Source organism: Qipengyuania sp. BR81-2, from assembly GCF_055693895.1.
Genome location: NZ_CM146344.1, coordinates 1,852,139 through 1,868,994, shown reverse-complemented (window position 1 = coordinate 1,868,994; position 16,856 = coordinate 1,852,139). Strand labels below are relative to the sequence as shown.

At 64.2% G+C, this 16,856-nt stretch carries 17 protein-coding genes; 8 read left to right on the top strand and 9 right to left on the bottom strand.

Annotation, left to right across the window (positions count from 1 at the left end; all coding sequences use genetic code 11):
- Positions 1-83 precede the first annotated feature (83 nt).
- The 5 genes from ACZ1G8_RS09400 (at position 84) to ACZ1G8_RS09380 (ending at position 5,034) form a co-directional block, all read left to right on the top strand.
- Positions 84-1,310 (top strand): MFS transporter, encoded by a 1,227-nt coding sequence (locus tag ACZ1G8_RS09400; protein ID WP_472681232.1) that lies wholly within the window; start codon positions 84-86, stop codon positions 1,308-1,310.
- A gap of 70 nt (positions 1,311-1,380) precedes the next feature.
- Positions 1,381-2,442 carry a GTPase ObgE gene (obgE, locus tag ACZ1G8_RS09395; protein WP_472679163.1) on the top strand — a complete coding sequence of 354 codons (1,062 nt, stop codon included), beginning with the start codon at positions 1,381-1,383 and terminating at the stop codon, positions 2,440-2,442.
- Positions 2,443-2,447: 5 nt separating this feature from the next.
- Positions 2,448-3,569, top strand: a complete 1,122-nt coding sequence (proB, locus tag ACZ1G8_RS09390) for a glutamate 5-kinase (protein WP_472681231.1) — start codon at positions 2,448-2,450, stop codon at positions 3,567-3,569.
- Complete coding sequence (locus tag ACZ1G8_RS09385) at positions 3,566-4,471, top strand: NAD-dependent epimerase/dehydratase family protein (protein ID WP_472679162.1); 906 nt, start codon at positions 3,566-3,568, stop codon at positions 4,469-4,471. Before proB ends, ACZ1G8_RS09385 begins: the two co-directional genes overlap by 4 nt.
- 143 nt (positions 4,472-4,614) lie before the next feature.
- Positions 4,615-5,034, top strand: coding sequence for a hypothetical protein (locus ACZ1G8_RS09380; RefSeq protein WP_472679161.1), 420 nt, complete (start codon positions 4,615-4,617; stop codon positions 5,032-5,034).
- Positions 5,035-5,094: 60 nt separating this feature from the next.
- Here ACZ1G8_RS09380 and ACZ1G8_RS09375 read toward each other — a convergent pair whose 3' ends face one another.
- The 9 genes from ACZ1G8_RS09375 to ACZ1G8_RS09335 all read right to left on the bottom strand — a co-directional run bounded on the left by ACZ1G8_RS09375 (position 5,095) and on the right by ACZ1G8_RS09335 (position 13,013).
- The gene (locus ACZ1G8_RS09375; protein ID WP_472679160.1) at positions 5,095-5,850 is read right to left on the bottom strand and encodes a phosphoadenylyl-sulfate reductase; all 756 of its coding nucleotides are present in this window, start codon (positions 5,848-5,850) and stop codon (positions 5,095-5,097) included.
- Complete coding sequence (locus ACZ1G8_RS09370; protein ID WP_472679159.1) at positions 5,847-6,293, bottom strand: DUF934 domain-containing protein; 447 nt, start codon at positions 6,291-6,293, stop codon at positions 5,847-5,849. Before ACZ1G8_RS09370 ends, ACZ1G8_RS09375 begins: the two co-directional genes overlap by 4 nt.
- A complete protein-coding gene (locus tag ACZ1G8_RS09365) occupies positions 6,286-7,917 on the bottom strand; it encodes a nitrite/sulfite reductase (protein ID WP_472679158.1) in 1,632 nt (543 codons plus the stop codon). The genes ACZ1G8_RS09370 and ACZ1G8_RS09365 overlap by 8 nt, the downstream gene beginning before the upstream one ends.
- Positions 7,917-8,213 (bottom strand): DUF2849 domain-containing protein, encoded by a 297-nt coding sequence (locus ACZ1G8_RS09360; protein ID WP_221552659.1) that lies wholly within the window; start codon positions 8,211-8,213, stop codon positions 7,917-7,919. Before ACZ1G8_RS09360 ends, ACZ1G8_RS09365 begins: the two co-directional genes overlap by 1 nt.
- Positions 8,210-8,965 carry a uroporphyrinogen-III C-methyltransferase gene (gene cobA / locus ACZ1G8_RS09355; RefSeq protein WP_472679157.1) on the bottom strand — a complete coding sequence of 252 codons (756 nt, stop codon included), beginning with the start codon at positions 8,963-8,965 and terminating at the stop codon, positions 8,210-8,212. The genes ACZ1G8_RS09360 and cobA overlap by 4 nt, the downstream gene beginning before the upstream one ends.
- 97 nt (positions 8,966-9,062) lie before the next feature.
- Positions 9,063-10,118, bottom strand: a complete 1,056-nt coding sequence (locus ACZ1G8_RS09350; protein ID WP_472679156.1) for a mechanosensitive ion channel family protein — start codon at positions 10,116-10,118, stop codon at positions 9,063-9,065.
- Between the two features lie 2 nt (positions 10,119-10,120).
- Positions 10,121-11,332 carry a cystathionine beta-lyase gene (gene metC, locus ACZ1G8_RS09345; protein WP_472679155.1) on the bottom strand — a complete coding sequence of 404 codons (1,212 nt, stop codon included), beginning with the start codon at positions 11,330-11,332 and terminating at the stop codon, positions 10,121-10,123.
- 3 nt (positions 11,333-11,335) lie between these two features.
- A complete protein-coding gene (locus ACZ1G8_RS09340; RefSeq protein ID WP_472679154.1) occupies positions 11,336-12,169 on the bottom strand; it encodes a sulfurtransferase in 834 nt (277 codons plus the stop codon).
- A 52-nt stretch (positions 12,170-12,221) separates the two neighbouring features.
- The gene (locus ACZ1G8_RS09335) at positions 12,222-13,013 is read right to left on the bottom strand and encodes a hypothetical protein (protein WP_472679153.1); all 792 of its coding nucleotides are present in this window, start codon (positions 13,011-13,013) and stop codon (positions 12,222-12,224) included.
- A 441-nt stretch (positions 13,014-13,454) separates the two neighbouring features.
- Here ACZ1G8_RS09335 and queF point away from each other — a divergent pair, with 441 nt between their 5' ends.
- The 3 genes from queF (at position 13,455) to ACZ1G8_RS09320 (ending at position 15,867) form a co-directional block, all read left to right on the top strand.
- The gene (gene queF, locus ACZ1G8_RS09330; protein ID WP_472679152.1) at positions 13,455-13,913 is read left to right on the top strand and encodes a preQ(1) synthase; all 459 of its coding nucleotides are present in this window, start codon (positions 13,455-13,457) and stop codon (positions 13,911-13,913) included.
- A gap of 1 nt (position 13,914) precedes the next feature.
- Complete coding sequence (locus tag ACZ1G8_RS09325; RefSeq protein ID WP_472679151.1) at positions 13,915-14,814, top strand: DUF1499 domain-containing protein; 900 nt, start codon at positions 13,915-13,917, stop codon at positions 14,812-14,814.
- Positions 14,815-14,943: 129 nt separating this feature from the next.
- The gene (locus ACZ1G8_RS09320; RefSeq protein ID WP_472679150.1) at positions 14,944-15,867 is read left to right on the top strand and encodes a TIR domain-containing protein; all 924 of its coding nucleotides are present in this window, start codon (positions 14,944-14,946) and stop codon (positions 15,865-15,867) included.
- Positions 15,868-16,856 lie beyond the last annotated feature (989 nt).

Genomic DNA, 16,856 nt, shown 5'->3' with positions numbered 1-16,856 from the left:
GGCCGTACCGCGAAATCCGACGGAGCCAGCCATACCCGCCGGTTCGCTTGCAGCAGCCGCGAGAAATGTTACGCAGCGGCGCAATGCTCAACTCGGTCTATCCCGTACGCGCCATACTCGCGGCGATATTCATGCTCATGGCCGGCAGCGGCTTCCTGTCGACCCTGATTGCGGTCCGGCTCGAACAGGCGGGACAATCGGCGGGCGTCATCGGCCTTGTCGCGACCGCCTATTTCGGCGGGCTGATGCTCGGATCTCTCCGCGTCGAGCGGATGATCGCCTCGGTCGGCCACATCCGCGCCTTCGCCGCATTTGTGACGGTCTATTCGGCGAGCAGCCTGACCTATGCCATCATCGATCAGCCGGCAGTCTGGACCGGTCTGCGCTTCATCGACGGTTTCGCGATGGCCGGCGTTTTCGTCTGCCTCGAAAGCTGGCTCAACCAGCAGGCCGGCCCGACCAGCCGCAGCGCGATCCTCGCCACCTACATGATCGCGCTTTACGCCGGGCAGGCAGCGGGGCAATTCCTGCTAAACCTCGGCGAGAATGCGCCCGACCTGCCTTTCATGATCTCGGCGATCCTGCTCTCGATCGCGCTGCTGCCGATCCTGCTGACGAAGATGCAGCAGCCGGTCATCGAGAAGGTCGCGCCGTTCTCGGTCCGCAAGCTCTACCGGGCATCGCCGCTCGGTATCGTCGGGACGCTGGCGACCGGCGCCATGCTCGGCGCATTCTATGCCCTCGGCGCAGTCTATGTGCAGCGCATAGGCATGGATATCTCGCAAGTCGCGCTGTTCACCTCCTGCGTGATTGCAGGAGGCGTGGTGCTGCAGTATCCGCTCGGCATCCTATCGGACCGTTTCGACCGGCGCATGGTGTTGAACGCCTGCTTCATCGCCGTCGCCGCAATCTGCGCCGTTATGGCCCTGATGCCGCTTTCGCCCTTTGGCACGATCACGCTGGGTAGCCTGTTCGGCGGTTTCGCCTTCGCGCTCTACCCGCTGTGCGTGGCGCATTCGAACGACCACCTGTCGGAAGACGAGCGCATTGGCGCCAGCAGCGGCTTGGTCCTCGCTTATTCGGTGGGCGCGGTTGCCGGGCCGATGATCGCCTCGCTCGGTATGGGAACTCTCGGCCCCGCCGGCCTCTTCGCCTCGATCGGCACGCTGGCGGTCATGGGAGCCCTGTTCGGCCTCTGGCGGACCATCGCTCGCGCACCCGTCCCAGCCGAAGACCAGCAGGCCTTCCAGAGCCTGCCGCGAACCACGCCCATGGCAGCCGTACTCGAGGGCGAGGACGAGCCGGAGTAGATTTTTGGCATATTCGGGCAGAGGTTCGTTATGCTCGCCATGAATTGCAAAACCGTCTAGGGCGCGCTCCATGCATTTCCTCGACCAAGCCAAGATCTATCTGAAGTCCGGCGCGGGCGGCCCCGGCGCCGTCAGTTTCCGGCGCGAAAAGTATATCGAATACGGCGGCCCCGACGGCGGTAACGGCGGCAAGGGCGGCGATATCGTGTTCCGCGCCGTGCAGGGCCTCAATACGCTGATCGACTTCCGCTACTCGCAGCACTTCAAGGCGAAGCGCGGCGATCACGGCATGGGCAAGGACCGTACCGGAGCCGGCGCTGACGACCTGATCATCGAAGTGCCTGTGGGCACGCAGGTGCTGTCGGAGGACAAGGAAGAAATCCTCGCGGATTTCACCGAGGTCGGACAGGAAGTCGTCTTCCTCGAAGGCGGCATGGGCGGCCGTGGCAACGCGAGCTACAAGTCGAGCACCAACCGCGCGCCGCGCCAGCACCAGCCGGGCGAACCGGGTGAGGAAATGTGGGTCTGGCTGCGGCTGAAACTGCTCGCGGACGTCGGCCTCCTCGGCCTGCCCAATGCGGGCAAGAGCACTTTCATCAACCAGGTCACCAACGCCAAGGCGAAGGTCGGCCATTATGCCTTCACCACGCTGATCCCCAAGCTGGGCGTCGTGCGCCACAAGGGCCGCGAATTCGTGCTCGCAGATATTCCCGGTCTGATTTCGGGCGCAGCGGAGGGTGCAGGGATCGGCGACCGCTTCCTCGGCCATATCGAGCGTTGCCGCGTGCTGATCCATCTGATCGACATTGCGGGCGAAGACCCCGCCGATGCCTATCGCACGGTCAATGCCGAGCTCGAGGCCTATGGCGAAGGGCTGGAAGACAAGCCGCAGCTGGTCGCGCTGAACAAGCTCGACCTTGCCGACGCAGAACTGGGCGAAGCATTCGCCGAAGAGCTTCTGGCGGCAGGAGCGGACAAGGTTTTCTCCATTTCCGGCGCGACGGGTGAGGGAATCGAGGAGCTGCTAGACGCGGTCCTCTCCTACCTGCCCGAGCGGACCTCGACCGAAACCAAGGCCGCCGTGGTGGAGAACACCGAGGAAGACGGCGGCGGTGAGTGGTCGCCCATCTGACGCGCATGACGGTCACCACGCTTTCCGAACTCGCCGGGTCGAAGCGCCTCGTGGTCAAGGTCGGCTCTGCACTGCTGATCGAGAATGGCAAGGCGCGCGGTGACTGGCTGGCCACTCTGGCGAAGGAAATCGCCGAGCTGGGGGCTCACGGCACACAGATCATCGTCGTGTCCTCGGGCGCGATTGCGCTGGGCGCCGCGAAACTGGGCCTGGCCAAGGGCGGCCGCGGGAGCCTTGCCGATGCGCAGGCTGCGGCATCCGTGGGGCAGGTCGAACTGGCGCGTCTGTGGTCGGATACACTCGGCGCCCACGACCTTGTCGCAGCGCAGATGCTGGTTACGCTGGACGATCTCGAAGACCGCCGGCGCTACCTCAATGCTTCGGCCACGCTGGAAAGGCTGATCGCTGCGGGCGCCATTCCCGTGGTCAACGAGAACGACAGCGTCGCCACGGAAGAAATTCGCTTCGGCGACAACGACAGGCTTGCCGCGCGCGTGGCTCAGGCAGCGCAGGCCGAGGCCGTCCTGCTGCTCTCCGATGTCGACGGTCTCTATGATCGCCACCCCGAAGAAGAGGGCGCACAGCTGGTCGAACGTGTCGAGGGCGTGACCCCCGAAGTCATCGCCATGGCCAGCGCGGATTCGACATCGGGCCTCGGCTCGGGCGGAATGATTGCAAAGCTGCAGGCAGCCCGCATTGCAGAGCGCGCAGGCATCGCGCTCGCGATCGTCAACGGCACGCATGAGGCTCCAATCAAAAAGGCCCTCGATGCAGGTCGCGGAACTCTTTTCCTGCCGCAGGGTGACGAGAATGCACGCAAGGCCTGGCTCTCGGGCCGTCTCGCGCCCGCCGGCGTCCTCACCGTCGACGCCGGATGCACCGCCGCGCTCGCCGAAGGCGCGAGCGTACTTGCCGCAGGCCTCACCGATGTCGAGGGCGATTTCCGCCGCGGCGACCTCGTGGCGATCCACGGTGCGAAGGGCGAAAGGCTCGGGCAGGGCCTCGTCGAGTATGCCGCAAGCGAATGCCGCGCCATCCTCGGGTTGAGGGAAGAGGAACAGGCCAAAAAGCTAGGTTACGCCCCGCGCGCCGCCGTGGTGCACCGCGATCACATGGTGCGCGCATGACGATCGCGTTGACCGGAGCGACCGGCTTTGTCGGCCAGGCGGTGCTCGATGCCGCTGCAAGGGCAGGTTTACCCGTCCGCGCGCTGACACGCCGCGAACAGGCACAGCGCGACGGTGTTATATGGATCGAGGGCAGTCTTTCGGACACGCCTTCGCTCGAACAGTTGGTCAGAGGAGCGGACGCGATCGTGCATGTCGCCGGCCTTACCAACACGCCGGATCCGGCTGAGTTCGAGGAAGCCAACGTGATCGGTACGCGCAGGCTGCTGCATGCGGCGAAGCGCGCAGATGTGCCTCGCTTCGTCTTCACCAGTTCTCTCTCGGCGCGCGAGCCTTCGCTTTCGCTCTATGGCGCGTCCAAAGCCAATGCCGAAGCCTTCGTAGAGACCAGCGGTCTGGACTTCACCATCGTTCGCCCGCCTGCCGTCTACGGCCCACGCGACAAGGACATGTTCGAGCTTTTCCGGTCGGCGAAATACGGCTTCGTGCCCGTTCCACCCAAGGGCAACACCTCGATCATCCATGTCGACGACCTCGCCGAATGCCTCCTCGCGCTCGCCCCGGCCGGAACCGCGACCGGCGCGACACTCGAACCGGATGATGCACGCGAGGGTGGCTACGATCACGGCGAGTTGGCGAAGCTGATCGGTCGGGCAGTTGGGAAGAAGGTGCTGGCGCCGAATATCCCCGCCCCGCTCCTCAGGCTGGCGGCCAAGGGTGACCGGCTCCTGCGCGGCGACAAGGCAAAGCTCACGCCCGACCGCGTCGGCTACATGGTTCACCCCGACTGGGTGTGTCTCCCCGAGCGCGCAGTGCCCGCCGAGATATGGACACCGCGACTTCCGGGACCGGAGGGGCTTGCGGCAACTGCCCGCTGGTACGAGCGCGAAGGCTGGCTCTGATCTCCTGCAAAACACCGTGAAAACCGAGGCTTAGGCCACCCCGATTGCCTTTGCCCCTTTTCCCCCTACCCTCGCTCGCGGGGGTCGCGAGTCGTGAGCGGAAAAGTCCGCCTGTTCGTCATGGGTCGCGAGTGGAGAATCTCATGAGGAATTTGCTGATCGTTGCCAGTGCGCTGGCCATTACTGCCTGCTCACAGGCCGAAGAGGCCGAACCGGTCGTCGAGACCACCGAAGCTGCCGCAACCGAAGCCGCCGCGCTCGCTGCCGACGGTGCCGAAACGCCTGGAATGTACCGAGTCACGACCGAGGCCGGCGATGTCTACATGGAAGAGGTCAAGGCCGACGGAACCTACGTCACCACCAAGGACGGCGAAGTGACCGAAACCGGCAAATGGGAGCAACCCTCGCCGGACCAGTACTGCACGACGATCGACGAAGCCTACATCAGCGAGGACGATGACGGATCGCGCAAATGCAACACCGAGCAGATCGGCGAGGACGGTGTCTGGACTTCGGTCAACGACAAGGGCGAGACCGCAATCGTCGAACGCGTCGAAAGCTGACACGACTCGAATGAAAGAGGGCACCGGCAGCGTCGGCTCCGGTGCCTTCATTGTGTCAGATCACAGGAAGGGCTCTTCGCCCGGCTTGTGGATGCCGCATTCGACCTTGTCCCAGCCCGCCCAGCGGCCAGCGCGCGGGTCTTCTCCTGGAGCGACGGCGCGGGTGCAGGGCGAACAGCCGATCGAGGCGTAGCCGCGCTCCACCAGCGGGTGGCGAGGAAGGTTGTGCTCTTCGAAATAGGCCGTGATCCGGTCAGCATCCCAGTCGATCAGCGGGTTGATCTTCAGCCGGCCCTGCGCATCCGAAGTGTCGAGCTCGAAGCGCGGCAGGTTGGCCCGCGTCGAGGACTGGAAGGCCTTGCGGCCCGTGAAGCTCGCATCGTAGCGGGCGAGCGCCTTTTCGAGCGGGCGGACCTTGCGCAGGTCGCAGCAGCCGTCGGGATCGTACGACCATCTGAGGCCGCTCTCGTCGCGGGCCTGCAGATCATCGATAGCGGGATAGAGATTGACGAGGTTCAGCCCGAAACGCTCCGCCAGCAGGTCGCGATAGGCAAGCGTCTCCGGGAAATGCTTGCCCGTTTCGAGGAAAAGCACCGGAACCGAGGCGTCGATCCGCGAGACGAGGTGCAAAAGCACCGCGCTTTCCGCGCCGAAGCTGGATACCATCCCCACATCGCCGGCGAGATTGCCCTCGAGGACGGCGCCCAGCCATTCCTCGGTCTCGCTGCCACGGAACATGCGGTTCAGCCGGATTGCGTCATGCTCCGTGAACCGCGGCCCGGTGTCGAGCCGGTCGATTGCGCGTGTGTCGTTCACGCGTGCCTCTTGCTCCAAATCGGCGTACGCGCGTCGGCGGCCGCCTGATAGACTTCGGGCCAGCGGTTGAAGGCCGCTTCGAGGTCGTCCTCGTCGAGCGGCGCATCGGGATCGAACGCATCGAAGCCGCAGCGACGCATATAGGCGACCTGGTCGACCAGCACATCACCTACCGCCCGAAGTTCGCCGTCATATCCTGCTTCGCGCAGCAGGCGCGCGGAGGAATAGCCGCGACCATCGCCGAAGGCGGGGAAGTTCACTTCGACGAGTGAAAGGCGTTCCAGATGCGGGATCAATTCGCGCGCATCATCGCCCGGCTCGACGCGAACCGCGCTCGCCGAGGACTGGTCGAGAAAGGAATCCACTGTCACCGCCGCGTGATCGACGGGATCGTCCTCGCGGTAGCGGATGAGCGTGTCGGTTCCGGAGGAAAGGTCAGCCATAAAGCGCCTCCTTGAAGGGGGTCATGCCGATGCGGCGGTAGGTATCGAGGAAGCGCTCGCCGGTTTCGCGTTCGCGCAGGTAGACGTCGGCAGCGGTTTCGACCGCGTCGACGATGCCGGCTTCGTCGAAACCGGGACCGGTGATCTTGGCGAGGCTTACGTCTTCCGCCTCGCTCCCGCCGAGCAGGAGCTGGTAGTTTTCGACACCCTTACGATCGACGCCGAGGATACCGATGTGTCCCGCGTGATGGTGGCCGCAGGCGTTGATGCAGCCGGAAATCTTCAGCTTGAGCTGGCCCAGCGCCTCGGTCTTCCCTTTGGCGGCGAAGCGTTCGGAAATCTTCTGCGCCACGGGAATTGAGCGCGCATTGGCGAGGCTGCAATAGTCGAGACCCGGGCAAGCGATGATGTCCTCGATCGTGTCGAGATTGGGCGCGCCCAGCCCTGCTCCGTCGAGTGCGGTCCACAGCGCGTGAAGATCGGCCTTGCGGACATGCGGCAATACGATGTTCTGCGTGTGCATCACGCGCAGCTCGTCGAAGCTGTAGTCCTTCGCGAGATCGGCCATCAGGCGCATCTGTTCCGAAGTCGCATCGCCCGGAATGCCGCCGACCGGCTTGAGGCTGATGACGGCGGAGACATATCCCGGAGCCTTGTGAGCGACCGTATTGCGGTCGACCCAGAGCGCGAAATCGGGATCGCTGCGGTCGATCTCATCGCTGGCGCCTGCTTCGAAAAGCGGATCTTCGAAGAAAGTCCGGATGCGTTCGAGTTCGGCGAAGGGCGGTTCGATGCCTTCGTCGAGCATGCGCACGAATTCCTCGTCGACGGCCTGCGTAAACTCGTCCTTGCCCATTTCGTGGACGAGGATCTTGATACGCGCCTTGTACTTGTTGTCGCGCCGTCCGTAGCGGTTGTAGACCCGCAGGACTGCCTCGGCATAGGTGACCAGCCGGTCGAGCGGGACGAATTCCTTGATGCAGGGTGCGATCATCGGCGTCCGGCCCATGCCGCCACCGACATAGAATGCAGCGCCGAGATCACCGTCCTTCTCGACGATCTGGATGCCGATATCGTGCAGGCGCATCGCCGCACGGTCGGTGTCGCTGGCGATCACCGCGATCTTGAACTTGCGCGGCAGATAGCTGAATTCGGGATGGAAGCTCGACCACTGGCGCAGCAGTTCCGCATAGGGACGCGGGTCGACCAGCTCGTCTGCCGCAGCGCCGGCGAAATGGTCCGAGCTGATGTTGCGGATGCAGTTACCGCTGGTCTGGATGGCATGCATCTCGACCTTGGCGAGATCGGCCAGCAGGTCGGCGGCCTCTTCCAGCTTGATCCAGTTGTACTGGATGTTCTGGCGCGTGGTGAAATGCCCATATCCGCGGTCGTACCTGTCCGCGATTTCGGCCAGCGCATGCATCTGGCGGCTGTTGAGGGTGCCATAGGGAATGGCGACGCGCAGCATGTAGGCGTGGAGCTGGAGGTAGAGCCCGTTCATCAGCCGCAGCGGCTTGAACTGGTCCTCTGTAAGCTTGCCTTCGAGGCGGCGGCGGGCCTGGTCGCGGAATTCCTCCACGCGGGCATCGACTTGTCGCTGGTCGTATTGGTCGTAGAGATACATCAGATAACCCAGTTGCCGATATCGGGATCGGCCGGTTTGAGAGTGAGGTCGGGACGAACGGTGGGGCCCAATGCGCGCACGCGGTCCTTGATATGCGCCGGACGCGGCTTGCCCTCGTGCAGTTCCGCATCGATCGCATAGGGTACGTTGACGCGGCGAGCGGATTCCTCGCGGCGAGCGATCTCGTCTTCGCTGCCGGTCACGTCCACGGCATTTTCGACATGGAGCGACCAATCCTGGCCGGTCCACCAGGTCACCGCGCCTGTCTTGAGGTCGTTTCCGGTAAGTATCCTCATGCCGAAGCCTCCACGGCAATCTGCGCCAGCGCATCTTCGCGCGCGGTCACTTCGCCGATCACGATCAGCGCCGGGCTGACGACCTGTTCACGCTCGACAATATCGGGAAGAGCGGCAAGCGAGCCGCGCAGCACACGCATGTTCGGTCGCGCACCATTCTCGATGACGGCGACCGGCAGGTCGGGCGCAAGGCCGTCTTCCATCAGCTTTTCGGCGATCTGCGGCGCAGTCTTCACGCCCATGTAGATCACAAGCGTGCGGCCCTTGCCCGCGAGCCCTGCCCAGTCCTGGTCCTTCAGACCCTTGCACTGGCCGGCGACGAAGCTGACGATGCTGGAGGCATCGCGGTGCGTGAGCGCGATCTGCGATGCGGCGGCCGCGCCATTGGCGGCGCTGATACCGGGGACGACTTCGACGCGGATACCCTCGGCGCGCGCTTCTTCGGCTTCTTCGCCGCCGCGGCCGAAGATGAAGGGATCGCCGCCCTTCAATCGCACGACATCGATGCCGCTGCGCGCATAGGCGACAAGCAGCCGGTTGATGTCCTCCTGCGGGAGTTTGTGCTTCGAGCGCCGCTTGGCGACCGAAATCAGCTCGGCTTGGGGGTGCGTGAGCTCGAGGATTGCGGGATCGACGAGGCCGTCATGGACGACGACCTGCGCCCTTTCGATGAGCCTTGCCGCGCGCAGCGTCAGCAGGTCGGGAGCGCCCGGCCCCGCGCCGACAAGGAAGATGGTTCCGGTTCTTGCCATGCTGCCAAGATGAGCAAGCTGCGTTTGGCGCGCCAATCAGAATGCGTGTGCGGCAAGGAAGCGGAAATTTTGAAATCCACGCTGTGCGGGCGTGAACCTATTCTTTTGTAACCTTCTCGCTCGCCATGGCCTCGAACCAGCGCTCCAACTGGTCGGACGAACGGATGTGGATGTCGCGCTGTGGGAAGGGAATTTCGATCCCGTTATCCTTGAACAGCCACCACAATTTCTTGAGCACGGCGCTGCGCACATTGCCCACCCCGTCTTCCGGATCCCTGATCCAGCAGTGGATGACGAAGTTGACGGAATTGTCGCCGTATTCGCTCATCCAGACTGTCGGAGGGGGCGCCTTGAGGATGCGGTCGCAGCTCTTGGCCGCTTCCAGCATGAGCTTCTCGGCGAGGTCCATGTCGGCCTCGTAGCTGACTCCGACCGGTACCTGCATGCGAACGTTCTTGGATGAATAGGACCAGTTTTCGACCTGGTTGATCATCAGGTTTTCGTTGGGGATCAGGTATTCACGCTGGTCGCGCGTCGTCACCGAAACGGCACGAACGCCGATCTTGCGGATCTGGCCGAAGCTCTCGTTGCCCGCCATGTCGGTCACCGCGATCACGTCGCCCGGCTTGATCGACTTGTCCATCAGCAGGATGATCCCGGCGATCAGGTTACCGAAAGTCTTCTGCAGACCGAAACCGATCGCGAGACCGAAGGCACCGGAGAAGACAGCAAGCGCGGTCAGGTCGATGCCGAGCAGGTCGATACCCATGAAGAAGGCCGCCGCCCAGATAACGATCGTGAGGATCTTCTCGGTCAGCAGCTGCTGCGTATCGTCGAGCGAGGTGAAGCGGCGGACCAGCCGACGCGAGACCTTGCTCAGGAACCATGCGAGCGCGATGACGCCCAATACGACGGTGGAAACCACCAGCACGTCGAACAGCGAAACGCGCATGTCGCCCATGCCGATGGCCATGGAATCGAGCGTTTCGACCATCGAGCCGACGGTCTCGTTTCTGCCGCTGACAGCTTCCTTGATGCCTTCGGCTGCCGCAACGCTGCTTTCCTCGGGCGCGGTTTCAGCCTGCACCCAGGCCTGTTCGACCGGCGCGCGTTCGGCTTCGGCTGTGTCGGTGGGTGCTGCTTCGCCCTGCACGTCTATCCTTCGTCCATCGCGGCCAAGGCCTGCTCGAGGTCCGCGATCAGGTCCGCGGGATCTTCAAGACCGATGGATAGGCGAATGCCGCAAGTATCCTCAAGCCCCCATCCTTCTTTCGGCCACGACATTTTCGATCGCACCGGTGTAACGTCGAACGGGAGGGCAAGGCTTTCGAAGCCGCCCCAGCTGTAGCCGATACCGAAAAGCTCCAGCGCATCGATCAGGCGGCAACGCGCCGCATCGTCCCGCCCCTTGAGAACGAAGCTGAAGAGCCCGCATCCGCCGCTAAAGTCCCTCGACCACAAATCGTGCGCCGGCGAGCCGGGCAGCATCGGGCAAAGCACGTGCTCGATTTCCTCACGCGCATCGAGCCACTGCGCCAGCTCGAGGGCCGTCGCCGTCTCGCGCTCCAGCCTGACGCCCATCGTCCTCAGCCCCCGGAGCGCGAGCGAGGCATCGTCCGGCGAGACGACATGGCCCAGCTGCTGCGCGGTCTGGCGAAGGCGGCGGTACCAGTGCTCACCAGCGGTTGCGGCGCCCATCATGAGGTCCGAGTGCCCGCCGACATGCTTTGTCAGCGCAGTGATCGCGATATCGCAGCCATGCTCGAGCGCGTGGAAGCCGAGCGAGGTCGCCCAGGTATTGTCCATCAGGCTCACCGCGCCCTTTTCACGGACAATTCGGGCGAGCGCCGGTATATCGCAAAGCTCCATGGTCAGGCTGCCCGGGTTTTCGAGCATGACAGCCTTCGTGCGGTCGCAGAAAGTCGCTTCGAAAGCCTCGTGATCGAGCGGATCGAAGAAGCGGTGCTCTACGCCGAAGCGTTTCAGCAATCCCATCGCGGTGTTGCGTGTCGGATCGTAGGCATTGTCGGTCACCAGCAGGACGTCGCCTACGCGCAGCACGGCCAGGAGGGAGCCGACGATGGCTGCAACGCCGCTGGGATAAAGCACGGTACCGGCCGCTCCGGGCTCGAGCTCGGTCAGCGCATCGCACAATGCCCACTGCGTCGGAGCGCCCCTGCGACCATAGAAGAACTGGCCATCGGCGTTGGACTTCACGCCTTCGCGCAGTGCCTCGCAATCGGGATAGAGATGCGTGCTGGCCCGCCAGACCGGCGGATTTACGACATGTTCGGCAAAATCGCCCGAGCGCCCCGAGGTTACGAGCCGCGTCGCCGGCGAACGATCATGCTTGCCGCCCTTCGCCATGCCTTAGCGCGCCTCCCCGCCTTCCTTCGGCAAATCGGGATCGCAGCCCCAGTCGAGCCAGCTTCCGTCATAGAGCGTAGCATCGTATTTCCCGATGCGCGCAAGGGCGAAGAGCAGGACGGAGGCAGTCATGCCGCTGTTGCAGCTAGTCACGATTGGCTCATTCAGATCGATCCCCGCACTCTCGAACTCGGTGCGGATGGCGTCGGGCGAACGATAGGTGCCGTCCTCGCGTAGCAGGCGTGCAAAGTGCAGGTTCCGTGCGCCCGGGATATGGCCTTCCGAGCCGCTCCCGAACCGGCCTTCGAAGCGTGCTGCATCGCGTGCATCGATCACCTGCCACTCCCCGCTATCGATATTGGCGAGCATTTCGCGCTTGTCCCGCACGCTGCGTACTGCCTCGGCGACCGAGCGTGGACGCGGCGGATGGCCGGCGTCGAGATCGGTAAGCCCCCTTCCCTCCATTCGCCATTTGGCGATGCCGCCGTCGAGGATTGCGACCTTCTGCTCGCCATAGCGTGTCAGGATGAACCATGCGCGTGCAGACGAGCGTATCGCGCTGTCGTCGTAAAGGACGATGCGGCTGCCCGGTGTGACGCCGAGCGCCTCCATGCGGGCCGCGAACTGTTCGGCGGTGGGGATGGCCTTGGGCACGTCCGAGGCGGGGTCGACGAAGCTTGCAAGGTCGAGAAAGCGGGCACCCGGAATATGCCCGGCGGCAAACTCGGCGCGGGCATCGCGCGGTTCGTCGGGCAGGTGCATTGTCGCGTCGAGGATGACGAGATCGGGGGCATCGAGCCTTGCGGCAAGCCATTCGGTCGAAACGAGATTGTCCATCGCCCACGGTGCTAGCGCGCGGGCGATGGGCTGTCGATGAGCGATGAAGGATTTAGTCGAGCGCCCTTGCCGCGATCGGCTGGTAGCTGCGCGGACCGTCATCGAGTCGGAAGGGGCTGACGCGCCCGCCATCGGGAACGCCCTGTCCGATCACGAAGGTCTTCACCAGCGGTTCCTCGCCCGCGCCGTCGAGACGCACGCGCAGCAGGGGAACGAACAGCGAAGCCGTTCCCTGGCGGATTATGCGCGCCTGCGAGAGCGGGATGATGATCTGCCCCTCGTAACGCACGCTCTGCCCGGGTGCGATCCGATCAAAGGTGTGTCGCTGCTCGAGCCGCTGGTCGGGAGAGGCGACCTGTTGCTCAACCGGAACGCCGCCATGCGCCGAGACGACGTCGGCGCCAAGCGTCAGGCCTCTGGTCGCAGTGGCCGAACGATTGAGCACATTCACGCGGTAGTGGAGCGTCGCGTTCATGACCGATCGGGTGAGCTTGATCGCTTCCGCGCTGATGCGGATATCCGAACCGGCACTTGCAACACCGGTCGCAGGTGCAACGACTGGCCGCTCGATCTGCGGCGGTTCGGCCTGGCTGCGCCTGCGCGAGAAGAGATATCCGAGACCTAGTAGAGCGAGGAGGCCACCTCCCACTGCCGGCCAGAGCCATGAGGGCTGCCCCCTCGAAGCGCTTTCGTCCGCAGCGAGCGGCGGGATGGTCGAGGCGCTCTCGGTTGCCGGTGAATTGCCGTTCGATTGCTCGGTTGTGTCTATGGGCACGCCGGGGACCGGAGTGGCGGTTGTTTCAGGCACGAGGTCCTGCTGCGGCGCTGGCAGAATCTGGGGCACCGGCGTCTCCACGGGTCGCCGAGCGGGAGACGTCGGAGTGCTCGCCTGCCGCGCCGGCGCACTCGTCGCCTCGGGCAAAGGCTGGACCATGGCGGGCTGTGTCGACGTTGGCGTCGGCGTGGGGGCCGGCGTCTGACGGGGCGTCGGCGTAGGAGTCGCGATCACGCGGGGACGCATGGGCACGGCGTTGCCATCGGCGTCCACCGGCCCCTGCACTGTGGGGGTGGTTGTCGGCGTCGGATTCGGCGGAAGCTGGAACTCCTGCACGCTCTGCGCCGAAAGGGTCGCAGGCGCCGCGAGAACGAGCGCGACAAAGGGTATGCGAATACGGGTATACATGGACTAAGGGGCCTGATCGGATCGGCGCGCTGAATAGGCACTGAAGCATCAGCTTCCAAGCCCCGCCTTGCGCTTGCACGTCATTCACGGCAGGAGCGCGGCATGAGCGACACAGTGACACCCAAGTTTCTGGGCGAAAACAGCCCGCTTCCCTCCTCGCCGGAGGAAGCAGAACTCGACTACGTACCCAATCCGCGCTCCGGGCAGCTGTTCATGGTTCGCTTTGCGGCCCCGGAATTCACCTCGCTGTGCCCGGTGACCGGCCAGCCCGACTTCGCACATCTCGTGATCGACTATGCGCCGGGCGAAACGATCGTCGAATCGAAGAGTCTGAAGCTGTTTCTCGGGTCCTTCCGCAATCACTGCGGTTTCCATGAAGATGTAACAGTCGGGATCGGACAGCGCCTGTTCGAGGAAATGAGCCCGAAATGGCTGAGGATCGGCGGTTACTGGTATCCGCGCGGCGGCATTCCGATCGACGTATTCTGGCAAAGCGGCGCCGTGCCCGAGGGGCTCTGGGTGCCCGACCAGGGTGTCTCGTCATACAGGGGGAGAGGATAAAATGAGCGATACGAACGAGCCGCAGGACAATCCTGCAGAGACACCTGCCGAAACCCCGGCAAATGAGCCCGCACCGGCCGAGACGTCGGCCAAGGCACCCCTCGTGTGGCGCAAAGCGCTGCCCAAGTGGTCGCTCTGGGTCTCGCTGGCCGTCCTCGCATGGTTCGCCTTTGCGGTATTCGGACCCAAGATCGGCATGATCGGCTGGCAGACCGGCCTCATCTTCATGATCCGCGATGCAGGCCTGCTCCTGATCGGCGTGTCGGCACTTTTCGCGCTGATCGCGTTGCTCTTCGCCTTCTTCAAGACGCCGCGTGGCCCTTGGTGGAAAGCGGCGCTGGCGCTGGCGATCCCGGTCATTCTCTTCCTCGGCCTGCTGACGATGCGCGCCCAGGCAGAATCGGTGCCGCCGATCCACGATGTGGCGACAGACCTGCGCAACCCGCCGACCTTCTCCGCGCAGACCATGGCTGTCCGCGCAGAGGCAGAGGCCAACCCGATCAACGATTACGGTACGCCGCTCGGGCAGCTGCCGATGTGGGCCAATTCGCAGGATGAGGCCCTCAAGGCCAAGAACCACGCCGACATCATCGCCGAGGAATACCAGGACCTGCAACCGATCATCGTCGGCGGCGCGAGTGATGAAGAAGCGCTGGACGCCATCGTCGCCGCGATGGGCGAAATCGGCCTGCAAAACGTGCGCCGCGTCGAGGGAACCAACAATGTCGAGGGCGTGGCCGAGACCTTCGCCTTCGGCTTCAAGGACGATGTCGTCGCCCGCCTTGAGGATGGCCAGATCGACCTGCGCTCGGTAAGCCGTGTCGGCGTGTCGGACCTCGGCTACAACGCCTCGCGGCTCGAGGACCTGCGCGAAGCCATCATCGCACGCCTCGAAAACTGATCTGTTCGCGGCGGTCCGGCACGCGGAAAGGCGCCGCCGGGCTGGATGCGACAACCGGTGTATCCGGTTGTGACATTATGGTAAATTGCCTATCCGGGTCGCGGAACCAGGGCGGAGTGCCACAAGAGTGTGACCGATGTTTTCGTGTCTTACGCACGCAGCAATTACGATGCGGCCCGCCGCGTCGCCGACGTGCTTTGCGATGACGGATACTCGGTCTGGATCGATGACGACCTGCCCGCACACAGGGCCTTTTCGACCGTAATCGAGGAACACCTGACCGAGGCCAAGGCGGTCCTCGTGCTTTGGTCCGCCGACGCCAAGCGCTCGCGCTGGGTGCCAGCCGAAGCCGACCTCGCCTACAACGCGGACAAGCTCGTGCAGATGAGCCTCGACGGGGAACTTCCGCCCCTGCCGTTCAACCGCGTCCATTGCGAGATGGCGAAGGGCTGGAACGGCGAGCTGGAACCCGCTTGCTGGCCGAAGATCGTTTCCAGTCTCGATGCCCTTGTCGGCGAGAATAAGGCGGAGGCAACACCGCGCAGCGAGCCCGCCCCGCGACCGGCACAAACCAAAGAGCCCCTGCTCGCAGTGCTGCCGTTCGATAATCTTTCGTCCGACGAGGAGCTGGCATTCTTCTGCGACGGCGTCTCCGAGGAAATCCAGCGCTCGGTGAGCGAGGCCAGCCGGCTCAAGGTCGTGGCACGGACATCGAGCTTCCAGTTCCGCGGCGCGCAGAAGGAAACCGGCAAGGTCGCAAGCGCTCTCGGCGCGACACACCTGCTCGACGGTTCGGTCAGGCGCGGCGGGTCGCGCGTGCGCATCAGCGCCGAACTCGTGGAATGCTCTACCCAGCGCGTGCTCTGGGGCGACAGGTTCGACGGCGATCTCGACGATGTCTTCGAATTGCAGGATCTCGATCGCAAGCGAGGTTGCACACGCGCTCAAGGTCGCGCTGCTGCCCAGCCGCACCGAGCAGAACCTGCCGGCGGAGCTCTACGAGAAGTTCCTGCGCGCACGCGGGCGCATCACGGCAGGCGACGCGCTGTTTGACGATTCCGCGGAGCGCGCCTTCCCTCTGTTGCTTGAAGTGACCGAGGCGGCACCCGACTATGCACCTGCGTGGGAACTGCTTGCCAGCTCGGGCGCGGCAAGCCTGCGTTCGGGTCACTTCGAAGGCGACTACGAAGAACGCCGCGCCATCGTCGAGGATGCGGCAGAAAAGGCGCTCGCGCTCGATCACAATCGCGGCGAAGCCTATCTCGCGCAGGCGCTGCTCGAACCCTGGGGGGCCTATCGAGAGCGCGAGAAGCTGCTGAGCAAGGCGATAACCGTGTCGCCCAACGATCCATCGGCGCTCACCGAGATGAGCCATTTCTACTGGACGGTGGGACGTTTCCACGAAGCGCTGGAAATGGCGTTGAAGGCTAGCGAGCTCAATCCGCTCATGCCCGCCGCACGGCTGCACGTCGCGCAGATGCACACTTATGTCGGCAATTACGAGACCAGCATGCAGATGCACCGCGAACTGCATCGCCGCTGGCCGGACAATGCGGGCATCATGATTTCACTGATGGGCTTTTCGGCATCGCTCGGCTTCTGGGACCTTCACGATGAGGCGCTGCAGGACGCCGGCCGGTTCGAAGGCTGGACCGCCCGCGACCTGCGCGCGACCATTGCCTTCGCCGAAGCCTCCCGCACCAAGGACCCGCAACTCGTCGAGCGGCGTGTTGAGCGGTACGTCGGGCTGCTGGACAAAATCGGTTCGGTGCCGCTCAACCTGATCCAGTCGATAGCTGATCTCAAGGGGGGCGATTTCGCCCTCGATGTAGCCCTCAAGTCGGATTACAGCTTCGTCTTTCATCCGCAGGGCGCGCGGCCCGGGGGCTATTATCCCGGCGTCCTCCTCGGACCGTGGAGCGAGGTGGCTAAACTGCCCCGCTTTGCAGAATTATGCGCGCGGTTGGGACTTGCCGATTACTGGATCGCCACGGGCAAGTGGCCGGATACGGCAGGCTGGGTTCCGTACGATTTCAGGAGGG